The following is a 13,916-nucleotide window of genomic DNA, read 5'->3' on the forward strand; positions in this document are numbered from 1 at the left end:
ATTGAACCAGCATCCAATAAATTTTTACCGGCTAATTCCAAAGCGGTTCCATGATCTACTGAAGTTCTTATGATTGGCAATCCTAAAGTTACATTGACTGCATTATGAAAGTCCGCATACTTAATTACAGGTAATCCTTGGTCATGATACATAGCGACAAAAACATCACAATCGCTTAGATGATTCTTAATAAACATGGTATCAGCAGGTAAAGGTCCCTGAACATTAATACCCCTCTTCTTTAACAAAAATAAAGCGGGAGTAATTACTTCAATTTCTTCTCGGCCCAAATATCCAGATTCTCCTGCATGCGGATTCAAGCCGGCTACTTTAATGCAGGGATCTTTAATATTGAAATCTCGAATCAATGATTGATGTACCTGAGTAATAACCTTCACAATTAAATCTGAAGTAATTGCTTCAGGTACTTTATATAAGGGAAGATGGGTAGTCACTAAAGCGACCTTCATCTCATGACACGCCAGCATCATGACGACATCATCTGCTTTGTAATATTGTGCAAAAAACTCAGTGTGTCCACTAAATAGAATACCTGCCTCATTAATGTTTGCCTTGTGCACTGGTGCTGTAACTAATGCAGAAAATTCACCACGCTCACACAATACGGCAGACTGATGAAGTAACTCAATCACATAAGCAGCATTTTTAGAATTGAGACATCCACTTTGGACAATGGTTGGACAGTTGACCGGGATTACAAATAAATGACCACGCTTAGGTTCAACCGAGTGCCCGCTTTGATATGCAGTAAAAGAAATAGTTCGATTTAATTCTTTTGCTCTTGCTTCTAAAACAGCCAGATCACCTAGAATCACTATTGGATAATCATATTCTGCCAGAGCCAAGCATAAATCTGGACCAATTCCTGCTGGCTCTCCGCTGCTAATGAGTATTGGCTTCACGCCAGTTCCTTTTCGATAATATTAATGTACGCATCTGAACGGATATGTTGCTGCCAATTTTGGACTGCTTCAGCAAACTTACGTTGTTGTAGAAACTGTCGTACTTTCTGCTTTTTAAAAGCCTCTGAATCATCTTCTTGCTTACGGCCAAGTACTTGAATAATGTGCCAACCAAATTGTGATTTAACAGGAGGACTAATTTCATTTACCGCCAGCTTATCCATAACTTTTTCGAATTCGGGTACTAATACTCCCGGTGCAACCCAACCTAAATCACCACCTTTGACAGCGCTGGCTGAATCCAAGGAATATTGCTTTGCCATGAGTGCAAAATCTTTACCAGCCTTTACTTGTTGGTAAATATTATTTACTTGCTTCTTTGAATCTTCAGGAAGCATGCTTGGATCGGGTTTTAAAAGAATATGGCGAACATGGGTCTTTGTAATAATATGATGTTGATTTTCGCCGCCAATCGAAACCAGTTTAATTAACTGAAAGCCATTACCTGCACGTAATGGGCCAACTACTTGTCCCACTTTCATGTTGACGACTTCTTTTGCGAATAACTCCGGCAACTCTGCTAAATGACGGTCACCTAAATCCCCACCTTCCAGCGCAAATTCACCACTTGAATTTTCTATAGCCAGTCGACTAAAGTCATCTCCTTTCTTTATTTTCGTCAACAAGAATTCAGCTTTGCTTTTGGCTTTCTTGACTTGTTCTGACGTGGGCTCTTCATTGAGTGGAATAACTATATTTTGTAGATGATAGGTAAGTGCTGTTCGATCGACTATACCACCTTCTGTTTTAAGATACTGTTCCACTTGTTCATTCGTAACCATCGCGTCTCTTCCTACCGCTTTTTGCTGTAAGTGCGAAAGAAGCATTTCTTTACGAATATTTTCTCTGTATTCATTCCAGCTCATACCTTGTCTCGCAATTTCTTCGCGCAGCTGAGTAAGAGTGGCATGATTCATCGCAGCAATTTTTTCAATCGCTTGGTTCAGTTCTGTATCGTCTACAGTCAGACCATGTTGTTTTGCCATTTGCAGTTGCACATTAACATCAATTAAGTGTTGAAGTACTTGTTTACGCAACACAGCGGCCGCAGGAACCTGCATTTTTTGAGCTATAATTTGTTTTTTCGTTAATTCAACTTGTTTGTTCAGTTCACTCTCGGTGATCACTCCATTATTAACGACTGCAACCACTTTATCTAATACTTGTTTGGCCTCTGCCACACCAACGATAGCAAACAATATGCATACTAGGGCTATTTTTTTATACATGCCTTAATCCTTACTCACTTTTTTTCGAGCAATTTAGGTTATTTTTATCCAAAACACAAGCGACTTTGTTTTCCACTATTTTATTTAACGACGAAATGGATCACTGTATCCTGGGATATAAGTATTCAATACACTTCCGGGATCGCTGTTTGCTACTGATCCTAAGCCTTTTAATAAGATTTGCAAATAGATATTGTTGTTATATTGGGGTGAAAATTCTGAATTTAAACTTTTAAAGGTTCTTCCACCCAAAATTCGTAAAGCCCAACAACAACTATCATATTGCATCCCCAATAGGGACATCATACCGTAATCCTTACTAATGTTGTGACTGTATGCCCCAAGCGTACTCCATCGATCACTGATTGGCCAGGAAACGGAGACAGTCCCTTGGTGTAAGGCATTATCTACCCCTGCATTATTCCGAACCGAGGTCACATCTCCATTATATAAATAGGTATATCCTATATTAATAATTGCATTTGGCTTTGGTTGATAATGCAAGTTTAAAGCACCATTGTTTGTTGCTGAAGTAGCCGGATCCCATACATAATCACCGAGGATTTTTAAAAATGGGCCGAAATGATAAATTCCTCGAGAAGCGATTGGAGAAACACCATAAAATGGAGACAATTGTCCAATTTCAAGTGGATTAGCAACACAATCACCCGTTTGGTTACGACATAGCTGAACTTTTCTATCAGTAAAATATTTAATTTGCCCAATTGAAAGACTGGCCAATTCAATTCCAGTGCTTTCTGATAACCATCTCGAGGTGAGTGCATAAGATAGTTGATTCGCATCACCAATTCGATCAAACCCTGAGAAGCGATTGGTTCTAAAAAGTTGATCAAAATTAAAAATCATATTAGCAGTGTCGTATATAGGCAGCTGGTTTTGATTATAAAATGGAACATACAAATAAAATAAACTGGGCTCTAAAGTTTGCGTGTAGGAATTCCCCAGCCAAGTAAAGCCCCGATCAAAAAACAAACCACCTTGAGTGCTGAAACGTGGAATAAAGCGATTATAGTCCGTATGGGTATCATTCCAATTATTTTGCACCTGATAATAATTTTCGACGAACTCAGCTGAAGGCGTAATATATCCCCAACTGGTTCTTTGCGGCAAAGAAAGCATGGGATTAAGATGAAATCGTGGACCTTGGGGCATTTCCATTTCTGAGGATGGTGGTCTTACAAAAAATTGGCCGGTTTCCAAAGCTTGATCTATTCCACGAATCTGACGCTTTGAGGTTGGCCAAAAAAACTGATCATATTGTCCCAATACATTTAAATTCGCCTGTGCCGGCAAATCATAGTAATACCCACGAGCAGATAATTGCGGCAAGCGCTCATATTGATCAGCTATAGGAGTCTCATTAATCGGATGTAGGGTTTGAAAGCTTTGAACCATACTTCTAAAGGTCCAATGCTCTGTTGAATACGTTAAATCGGCTTGCCGCAATAACTGTCGCTGGGTAATTAGAGCCAGGTTGGTACTGAAATCCTGGAAGTAATAGTCATCAGAAACCTGTTGAACATTCACATTGAGCCGCAAATTAGGATTCAATTGCGTGGTGTTAAGAAACCCGAAAAACCATCGGTTATTTGATTTATCTTTAAATGAAGGGAATTCAGCTGCATGACTATTCAGAAAATTCCGATAAGCCGCATCATCTGGTAGAAAACTACCCGTCACTAAACCTACACTGTGTGCCGTTAAATAGCGAAACTCAGCACTCAACATGACATTACGTTCTGTATAAACATGCGGTGTTAACGTCAAATCATAGTTTGGTGCTATATTCCAATAATAAGGAATCCCTAGATCAAAACCCCCTACATTAGAATATCCTGATAAAGGCATTAAAAAACCGGATTTACGTTCTTTAGTCGTAGGAAAACTTAAATAAGGAACATAAAGTAGTGGCCAATCATGGACACGCAACGTAACATTTCTGGCAACACCGATTTTTTTCTTATTATCAATAACAATGGATTTGGCCTCAATATCCCAAGCTTTATCTTGTGGTGCGCACGTAGTATATGTCGCCTGACGCAGTAAGTAGTCTGAATTAGGAAAACGCTGCATCAGACTCGCTCGCCCCCATGCTGGTAATAAAGCAGCATGCTTATTCATGTTGAAACGATAAAGTACATCTTCAGTTTGACCCGATTTATCCTGAGGATTAATTGTTGCTTTACGAGCAATCAATAATTTATCGGGTTCCAGGTAATGGACGTTACCCAAGAACTCAATTTTTGTGATCTGTTTACTTTGTGGATCCCGATATACATAAGCAGTTTGTGCATTGACTATTCTCTGATCTTGCTGGATTTCTACATGTCCGCTCAAAGTTGAAGGTTTATCTTGATAAAACGAAACACGATCTGCCATGATTTTTATTTCATCAGGTTGAGCAAGTGGCGCCACCGTGATCGGCTGATACGATCCAAGACAAATAGGGGAACTTTGATCTGCCTGCCATCCCAAGCATTGAGCAAACTTTGCACGTATCGCATCGGTTAAATCGACATCACGCGCTATGACACACGCCTGTACGGGTTCATTAATCAAAGAAGCAGAATAGGCTAACGCATGATAGATTACCATGAGTAAAATGAGCAGTGTGGAACATATGCTCATCAAGAACCATTTAAATGAAATCTTGTTCACGAGTAATAAAATGCCTTATTATGCACACAAAATATGTAACTAATTACTTTGAATCGTCGTACTCGCATTGAGAATCGTGCAGTAGAGTTCTTACGACGATCTTATCCTCTCTTAAAAAACGAGAGAGGGGTCTTAGTTATTATGTTACAACCAGAAATAATGATGGGGAAGTATACCATGCATGAACGAGAAAACGCACTGAAAGAATGGTTAATTCATACTCTAAAGCAACAGGATTTTCAGTTAGCTCCTTTGGCTGGGGACGCCAGTTTTAGAAGATATTTTCGTCTTCGATATAATGGACTAACGCGGATTGTGATGGATGCTCCCCCAGAAAAAGAGGATCTAAAACCTTTTATACATATTGCGCAGACGCTGCAACAAGCGGATGTTCACACCCCCAAAGTGCTTGCGGTGAATCCAGAAGACGGATTCTTACTATTAAGCGATTTAGGCGATGAACTTCTTTTAAATGTTCTTCAGCCTGAAACAGTCAATGATCATTATCATCAGGCCATCAAAACTTTGTTTAAAATTCAAACTTGCTCAATTGATGACCCACTGCTTGCTCCATTTGATGAAGCGCATATGCTTAAAGAAATGAGTTTATGCCCCGAATGGTTTTTTAAAGCATATCTTGCTTTAGATCTCAATCAAAGTGAATGCACTTTAGTCCAACAGACTATGGAGTGGATTGCCAAAGAAGTAGCTCAGCAACCACTCACTTTTATTCATCGTGATTATCATTCTCGCAATCTAATGCTCTTACAGGATCATACCGAACTACCAAACTTGGGAGTTATTGATTTTCAAGATGCCATGCGAGGCCCATTCACTTATGATTTGGTATCATTACTCAAAGATTGTTATATTTCCTGGCCAAGGAGTAAAGTACTGGAATGGGTTGAGTTTTTTCACACTCACAGCGCATTAACTCAAGATTACTCTTTGCCTGAATTTATCCGTGCATTTGATCTTTGCGGTTTACAAAGACACTTAAAAGTGTTGGGCATTTTTTGTCGATTGCATTTGCGCGACCATAAACCTGGATATCTTAAAGATCTGCCTTTAACTTTAAACTACGTGCTTGAATGTGCAGAGACTTATGAAGAATTGCACCCATTTTTCCGATTTCTGCAAATGAGAGTTTATTTACCATGAAAACTGCGATGATATTGGCTGCGGGCCGTGGTGAGCGTTTGAAACCACTTACCGATGTTAATCCTAAAGCGCTGTGTATTGTTAAAGAAAAACCATTAATCGAACATCATGTCGTGAATTTGGCAAAAGCGGGTTTTGAACGATTAGTGATTAACCATGCCTATCTTGGAGGAAAAATTCGCCAGCATTTGGGAAATGGGGCACGATGGGGAGTCGAAATTTGTTACTCACCTGAACCTCCAGGAGGATTAGAAACGGGCGGTGGCATCGTCAATGCCTTGCCACTGTTAGGAACTAAGCCTTTTATTACAGTCAATGCAGATATCTATACCGATTTTGATTTTTCTCAGCTGCAGTTTGAAAATACCCCTTCAATTCATGTGATTTTAGTCACTAAAAATCCATCACTTAATCATCATGGGGACTTTGGGTTAATCAATCAAACGCAGCTCAGTAATACAAATCGAGAATATACTCTTGCAGGAATCTGCTGCTATCACCCTCAAGTATTTAGCCTCTGCCAACAAGGGCGCTATTCCGTCGCACCATTAATCCGACAATATGCCGCACAAAATAAAGCAACTGCTGATGTTTATAATGGCCTGTGGTATGACATAGGTACTCTAGAAAGGCTCCATGCGGTGAATCAAATTTAAGATAATAAATTACCTCATTTTAACAGTTACTGGTAGCCGCAACTAATCCAGTAACTTGTTGATCCCCTAAAATCAGATTTGATTCTATAGCGGTGCACACCCTGCTTTTTTCGAGAAGTGAACTACTCCTGAAAACAGCCTACGCTAAGAACGCCCCATACTTGTAGGTTGAACTTCGGTTTCGACCTTTTCTTCGAACTTTTCTTCGACTTCCTGTTCCGCTTTAATAATTTTGTCTATCGCTTTTTTCTTCGTCTCTTCCAATCTATGCTCGCCTGGATAATCACGTTGTCGAGAAACAAGTTCGGTCTCAAGTCCTTTTCCTTTTAAGTAATCCTTATATTCTTGTGCCGAATCGGATAATAGTTTTTCCACTTCTTCTACGTTCAGTTTATCTTTCTTTTGTCCCTTTTCATCCATGTAATAGAAATCACCATTTTCTGTTGCAACATTATGTTTGTCAGCTAACCATGCATTAAACAAATTATCTAAAGTTTCAATAGTCCCTTCATCCAATTGAGAAGCTCCTTTTTCAGTGGAAGCATATCCGCGGACAAAATGCCCAGTCTCGCTGATAGCAAAATCGAATCGAATACCTGGATAATTTTTTTGCGCCAATGAAGTAGCAGCCTGTTTTGCAATTCCCTCTTGCATGTTGATGGTAGAACTCGTTGGTTCCTTACCCGACCAAACTTGCGAGTCCGGAGGATATTTATAGCTGACGAGCTGAGCAAACTCATCCACTGCTTTGAGTATTTGTTGCGTAGTTTCTTTTGCCTCTGGTGATTTATTTAATAATCTTGATTTCTCCGCTATTTCATGAACTCGTTTGCTTAAATATTGAGCTACTTCTGGAGAGTTTTCCGCAATTTTCATTGCTCTTAACAGATCTTCCCTAGTGGGCAATGTTACATCTTTAGCTTGGGTTATTGGTGATATTGTTTTAGCTTCCATAAATTGATCTCACTACGCAAATTTAATTATCACATTGACTTAATTATAGCAAAGCAAAGCAACCTCTAGGTGCACTAGTTTTTTTGCATCCTGTTAAAAATTTGTAAATATCTTCTCCCTCTTATCTGCTTGCTTTGCTTTTTAAATCAATCCGCAAATTTTTAAGGGTGACTTGATCGTATGTAAACCTAGGCGTGCCAACACGTTGTCTTCGCTGCAGTGGCTCGGACTAAAGTCCGAACCACTCTTGGTCTCTTTCTGGATAACACTCATACAGTGCTCTTAAAACAACCCAAACACATTAATGATGAGCATCATCATGCATAAAGGGCGACTTAATTGCATCAATGACTGAGTTAAATGATTGGTTTTTCATTGACTCAAAAGTAAACTCATCAACCAAAATGGCATCCCAGCGAGCGGCCTCCGTTGCGAGTAATGCATCCATTTCCTCTTGAGTTAATTCCTTTTTTTCAACCTTTTCTTTTAGTTTGCCTTTTAATTTACCAAATTTAACCCTTTTTAAATCACCCATTTTTTTGACAAGTTCATCGGTTTGTATGATTTGTTGTAGGGCATGCTCCACTCTGTCTATGGGTTGTTTCGGATCGCCGCTCAGGTAGACGATGTTCTTCAATCGGTCTCGATACTGATTATTCTGAGTCATCAAACGCGCTAATTTTTGATCCAACTTATCAGTGGGATAACGCATTGTTTGCCCAAAGGGAAATGCCAAGATCCGTGCAAAACCACCTAAAACTCGAGATGGGAAATTGTAACACAATGCCATCATTGCTCGTTGTGCATGATAAAAACAATAAGAAACAGCCCATTGAGCATGCACTTGATCTTCAGGACTTTCGCCATTCAATTGCACATTCCGCAAAACAGCCATCGCCATGTAAAGATAAGACATTCCATCAGCAAGACGAGCTGACAGACGCTCTTTACGTTTCAAATCTCCCCCTAACACAATCAAAGATAAATCTGCTAGCCATGAATAAGCATGACTAAGTCGTGCTAAGCGTTTATATTCACGCTTCATTTTAAGCTTGGGAGCCTTAATAAATATACCACCAGTCCAGGCGGAACAAATTGTTTTGGCAAAATTTTGCATGAAATATTGAATATGCTTCCAAATAACCTCTCTGAAAGCCTCTTTATCCTGATTGGAAATAGCGTAAAATTCATGGCGTATGTAAGGATGACATGCCATTGAGCCTTGTCCAAAAATTAACAAGTTCCGTGACATCACATTGGCTCCTTCCACGGTAATGGAAATAGGAACTCCATTATAAAAATTGGTTAAATAATTTCGCGGACCAACTACTACAGCACGCCCAGCATGTACATCCATAGATGCATTCACGACTAATCGTGCGAGTTCAGTATTAAAATATTTAGCAATTGCGGAGGCGACCGAAGGTTTCTTATGCTCATTTACAGCCGCCACGGTCAATAATCGATTGGAATTAATTAAATAATTTAAGCCTGCAATCTCTGCAAGTTTTTCTTCAATCCCTTCAAACTGGCCAATTTCTACATTAAATTGGCAACGTATGCGCGCAAAAGCGCTGGTTGCCAAATAGCACGCCGAGGAAGTACCTGCACCCAGTGCGGGTAAAGAAATAGATCGCCCAATCGATAAACATTCAACCAACATTTGCCAACCATTACCGATACGTTTCTGACCACCAATCACTGTGGTTATGGGCACAAAAATATCTCTGCCACGTATAGTACCGTTCATAAATGGCTGATCAGAAGGTAAATGGCGATTGCCAATTTCAAGATTTTTAGTGTCGCGTGGAATCAAGACACAGGTAATTCCCTCCGTTCCTTCCCCTTGCAATAAACCGTCGGGATCTTTTACATTCACCGCAAGGCCTATTAAGGTTGCTACTGGAGCTAAAGTAATCCAACGTTTATCTAAGGTAATGCTTAAGCCAAGCACCATTTTGCCATCAACTTTCTTTTTCATCACGATGGCGCTGGACTGAATGGAAGTAGCATCGCTGCCTGCTCCAGGTTCAGTTAAAGCAAAGCATGGGATATCAATACCTTTTGCAAGACGGGGTAAATAATGAGTCTTTTGCTCTTCCGTACCATAATAATTAATTAATTCACCTGGGCCTAAGGAATTAGGTACCATTACCGTTACTGCTGCGACACCGGAACGAGTGGCTATTTTCATCACCACATCAGAATGAGCGCGCGCTGAAAAGCCTTTACCCCCGTATTCTTTGGGAATGACCAAGCCAAAAAATCCTTGTTCCTTCATGTAATCCCAAACTTTTTCGGGTAAATCACGGGTTTGACTAATTTCCCACTCATCGATCAAGCCACATAAAGTTTGTGTTTCATTATCAAGAAAGGCTTGTTCCTCTGCCGTCAGTGCAGTAGATACATTCGCCAATCGCTCCCAATCGGGTTTTCCTGTAAAAATATCTTGTTCTAACCAGGTATCTCCCGCATTGAGTGCTTCTTCTTCTGTTTTGGACAATTTGGGAATCGACTTGCCTGCTTTTTTATAGATGAAATCTGCAATCGCCGCACGTAAAGGCTCGAGGTATACGACAAGTAATGCCCCAATTATTACAAGCCAAAGGATAAAGCCGACTATCCACGGCAGGCCAATAGCAAACGTCGCTACGATTAAATAAAAGACGCTCCCCAACTCCCAAACTAATGGATTCATTGCTCTATAGAGAACAATTAGGGTAAAGATCAGATAAAGTAAAAAAAACAGAATGCCCATAATATCAATACCTTCCCTTGCTTTGCATAATAAAGGTGTAGTATATACTCTTTATTTTGCGAGTAGCAATTGACTATGAACCAACGTTTGGTTTGGAATTTCGAATTTACCCCAAAAGCAAGCGCGCCTCTGGCAATTTTTGTCGATAAAGAGGACGAAAATTTGAAATGGGAGATGCGTTATTTTTGGCCGGACAGCGAGATAATCATCCTCAATACGATTGACGGTTCATTACTTGATTTAGCTAATTATAAGCAGAAGCATAAAGAAGATTATTATTATTTGCTGCCTGGCTGCAATTACAATATCAAAAAACGCCATGAGCAGTTGCTTTATAAACCCTTGCTCCAACATGCAAAGCATGCCGTGGGTTATGGTGCAAAAATAATCATTAACCCTCTTCAGGAGCAGTCCCTACCTTTGGAGTTACAAAAGATAATCCCTGATATTGAAACGAAAGGGGTAGGAATTTATGTTAAAAAAGAAGCCTTTATCTACAAATTTCCAACTACCCCCACAATAAAAATCGAACTGGCGCGTCTTGAGGTTCTTCACAAGATTTATTTTAGTTTGTGCATCGAAGGAAAGTCGCGTCGTTTAGTAGAGACCATTTCCCAGCACTTGCTGAATGAACCTGTTTCCTGCGAATATGTAGCATTCCTGAAAAATTTATTGAAATTATGCTAAGAACCCTTTTAGATATTATCCTAAGCTTTGGAAAAATTGGCCTTATTTCCTTAGGAGGCGGTAATTCCATGCTAAAACTGTTGGAATATGAGGCCGTTGATTACCGACACTGGGTAGGACAGGAAGAATTTATTGCCATGGTGGGTTCAAGTTTTATTTTTCCAGGATTAACCGGTGTTAAATTATCAGCGCTCATAGGGTATAAAGCTGCTGGAATTACAGGTTTATTGCTTGCCGTGCTTAGCCTCAATTTGCCAGGATTATTAATGGCTCTCGCTGGATATCATTGGCTGACCAGTCATAATGGTCCTGGAATGCGTAAGATAATGATTGGGGTACAATATGGTGCGTTAGCTTTGCTTGCAGCGGCCAGCTACTCTGTTGCTCAGGGAGTTGTAGGGATGTATTTTTCTATTCCCATCGCACTATGTTGTTTCATTTTTTTTCTCGCTTTAACTTTTTGGAATTTATCACCCTTTTATGGGTTTATAGGGTTTATCGTGGTTTGTTTTTTTCTAGTTCGTTGAGTAAAGTGAGATGTAAGATTACAAGAATATTAGCATAGCAAATACTATGTCTATGTTATGATGGTAAAAAATAATATGCACCACATTTTGAATGCTTTAGGGGAAAAGTCACAGTTGCGAGCAGATGCCCTATTTGACTTATCGTTGAGCGTGGTGATGGGATAAAAAAATGGAGTTACTCTTGGAAATAGGGTTGGATAATCCAGAATATTATATTAATCGAGAATTTTCGATTATTGCGTTTAATCAGAGAGTTCTCATGTTGGCCAATGATGAACGCGTTCCTTTGCTAGAAAGAATGCGCTTTCTTAGCATTTGCAGCAGCAATCTTGACGAATTTTTTGAAATACGGGTTGCAGGTCTTAAAGAAAAAATTGCCATGTCCTCAGGAAAATTAACGATTGATGGGCTTCGTCCTGAAGAAGCATTCAGCCTGATCAGCCAAAAAACACATAAACTTATCGACCAACTCTACTCAATATTTAATAAACAACTCCTTCCGGCTTTAAGCAAAGAAAAAATTTTTTTCCTCGATACCGAACAATGGACTGATGACATTCACTTATGGGCAAAACACTACTTTAAGCACGAGATTCAACCTGTAATAAGTCCCATAGCACTGGATTTGGCCCATCCTTTACCACAGCTGATTAACAAAAGTTTAAACTTTATTATTTCATTAAGTGGCAAAGATGCTTTTGACCGAAACATTAATTATGCAGTAGTCCATGCACCTCGATCGATTCCCAGGATCATTCATTTACCATCAGAGTTATGCGGAGATGCGCATTATTTTGTTCATCTCTCCTCGATTATTACGACGCATGTCAACAGTTTATTTCCTGGCATGGAAATTAGTGGTTGCTATTCTTTTCGCCTGACCCGAAACAGTGATTTGTTCTTGCGAGAGGAAGAAATTGATGATTTAGCCAAAGCACTACAACGAGAGATTTTCTCTCGCCATTATGGCCATGTGGTTCGCCTTGAAATCGAAAAAAATTGTCCAGACAAAATTGTTGATTTTTTATTGCAAAAATATCATCTCCGGCATGAAGATACTTATTATTGTGATGGCCCCGTTAATATACAACGCCATCTAACTGCCATTAACAGTATTGATAGGCCTGATTTAAATTACCCACCCTTCACAGCACAATATCCTCAATTTCCTAAGTCAGAACGAAATTTATTCAATGTGCTTGATGAAGAGGATATTCTGTTGCACCACCCCTATCAAAGCTTTGAGGTAGTTATTGATTTTGTAAGACAGGCAGCCAGTGATCCCAATGTCTTGGCAATTAGCCAAACGTTGTATCGTACTCGCTCCGAATCAGTGATGGTGGATGCTTTAGTTGATGCCGCCCACTCAGGTAAGGAAGTAACTGCCGTGATTGAATTGCGGGCACGTTTTGATGAAGAATCCAATCTGAAATTAGCAAATCGTTTACATGCGGCAGGAATTCTGGTGCTTTATGGGGTTGTAGGGTATAAAACCCATGCCAAAATGACTCTTGTTGTTCGTAGGGCGCACGGAAAACTAAAGCGTTACGTCCATTTAAGTACGGGAAATTACCATGAGTACACGGCAAAACGTTATACCGACTTGGGTTTATTAACGTGTGAACCAACAATTACTTCAGATATTCAAATTATTTTTCAACAATTAACCGGACTTGGTAAAGCGGTCAAACTTAAGGCGATAAGCCATTCACCCTTTACCTTACAAAAAACGCTGCTGCAATACATTGAGCAATGCACTGCAGCCGCTTTAAAAAAAGGAGACACGGAAATTCTCCTCAAAGTAAATGGATTAGCCGATAAAACCATCATTCAAGCTTTATACAAGGCATCTCAAGCAGGGGTTAAAGTCAATTTGCTTGTGCGCGGGGTATGTTGTCTGAAACCTGGAATACCAGGCATTTCAGAAAACATACGGGTACTTTCTTATATCGGACGATTCCTGGAACATCATCGAGTATTTTACTTTCGTGTCCAGGAAGAAGAATATTATTTTTGCTCCAGTGCTGATTTGATGGAAAGAAATTTATACCATCGCATTGAAATTATGTTTCCTATTCTTGATGAACGCTGTAAAAAGCGCATCAAACAGGAAATTATTAAGAACTATCTTAAAGACAACAGTAATACTTGGGAAATGCAAAGTGATGGAAGTTATAAACCCATACACCAAGGCAATAATAATGCGCAGGAAAAACTAATTAAGCTCTATCAAGAAGAGGAAAGTTTAATTTAGCCGGAATGGACCATCACATAAGCCTTCT

At 39.6% G+C, this 13,916-nt stretch carries 10 protein-coding genes (1 of these 10 only partly in view); 5 read left to right on the top strand and 5 right to left on the bottom strand.

From position 1 onward, the window contains the following. The 3 genes from pdxA to ACF8MK_RS03000 form a co-directional block, all read right to left on the bottom strand. A protein-coding gene (gene pdxA, locus ACF8MK_RS02990) for a 4-hydroxythreonine-4-phosphate dehydrogenase PdxA (protein ID WP_392538091.1) crosses the window boundary here: on the bottom strand, nt 1-923 show its 5' portion. 55 nt of this gene lie to the left of the window's left edge; only the first 923 of its 978 coding nucleotides appear in the window; its start codon is at nt 921-923; its stop codon lies beyond the left edge, outside the window. Further along, nucleotides 920-2,212: a peptidylprolyl isomerase gene (locus ACF8MK_RS02995; protein WP_392538092.1), complete on the bottom strand. Its 1,293-nt coding sequence runs from the start codon at nt 2,210-2,212 to the stop codon at nt 920-922. Before ACF8MK_RS02995 ends, pdxA begins: the two co-directional genes overlap by 4 nt. Nucleotides 2,213-2,296: 84 nt before the next feature. Then, nucleotides 2,297-4,861, bottom strand: a complete 2,565-nt coding sequence (locus ACF8MK_RS03000; RefSeq protein ID WP_392538093.1) for an LPS-assembly protein LptD — start codon at nt 4,859-4,861, stop codon at nt 2,297-2,299. Between the two features lie 207 nt (nt 4,862-5,068). Here ACF8MK_RS03000 and ACF8MK_RS03005 point away from each other — a divergent pair, with 207 nt between their 5' ends. Both ACF8MK_RS03005 and murU read left to right on the top strand, forming a co-directional pair. Beyond that, entirely contained in the window at nt 5,069-6,052 is a 984-nt protein-coding gene (locus ACF8MK_RS03005; RefSeq protein ID WP_392538909.1) for an aminoglycoside phosphotransferase family protein, read from the top strand. Next, the gene (murU, locus tag ACF8MK_RS03010) at nt 6,049-6,708 is read left to right on the top strand and encodes an N-acetylmuramate alpha-1-phosphate uridylyltransferase MurU (RefSeq protein WP_392538094.1); all 660 of its coding nucleotides are present in this window, start codon (nt 6,049-6,051) and stop codon (nt 6,706-6,708) included. Before ACF8MK_RS03005 ends, murU begins: the two co-directional genes overlap by 4 nt. 144 nt (nt 6,709-6,852) lie before the next feature. Here murU and ACF8MK_RS03015 read toward each other — a convergent pair whose 3' ends face one another. Together ACF8MK_RS03015 and ACF8MK_RS03020 are read right to left on the bottom strand one after the other, a co-directional pair. Next, a complete protein-coding gene (locus ACF8MK_RS03015; protein ID WP_392538095.1) occupies nt 6,853-7,662 on the bottom strand; it encodes a hypothetical protein in 810 nt (269 codons plus the stop codon). A 301-nt stretch (nt 7,663-7,963) separates the two neighbouring features. Next, nucleotides 7,964-10,420, bottom strand: a complete 2,457-nt coding sequence (locus ACF8MK_RS03020) for an acyl-CoA dehydrogenase (RefSeq protein WP_392538096.1) — start codon at nt 10,418-10,420, stop codon at nt 7,964-7,966. 75 nt (nt 10,421-10,495) lie between these two features. Between ACF8MK_RS03020 and ACF8MK_RS03025 the strand changes: the two genes are divergently transcribed. From ACF8MK_RS03025 to ppk1, 3 genes are all read left to right on the top strand, one after another. Further along, nucleotides 10,496-11,107 carry a hypothetical protein gene (locus ACF8MK_RS03025; protein ID WP_392538097.1) on the top strand — a complete coding sequence of 204 codons (612 nt, stop codon included), beginning with the start codon at nt 10,496-10,498 and terminating at the stop codon, nt 11,105-11,107. Further along, nucleotides 11,101-11,634 (top strand): chromate transporter, encoded by a 534-nt coding sequence (locus tag ACF8MK_RS03030; RefSeq protein WP_392538098.1) that lies wholly within the window; start codon nt 11,101-11,103, stop codon nt 11,632-11,634. Before ACF8MK_RS03025 ends, ACF8MK_RS03030 begins: the two co-directional genes overlap by 7 nt. Before the next feature lie 169 nt (nt 11,635-11,803). After that, nucleotides 11,804-13,888: a polyphosphate kinase 1 gene (gene ppk1 / locus ACF8MK_RS03035; protein ID WP_265702106.1), complete on the top strand. Its 2,085-nt coding sequence runs from the start codon at nt 11,804-11,806 to the stop codon at nt 13,886-13,888. Nucleotides 13,889-13,916: the final 28 nt, after the last annotated feature.

Origin of the sequence: Legionella sp. 227, from assembly GCF_043161935.1 — a bacterium.
GTDB classification, from domain to species: domain Bacteria; phylum Pseudomonadota; class Gammaproteobacteria; order Legionellales; family Legionellaceae; genus Legionella; species Legionella sheltonii.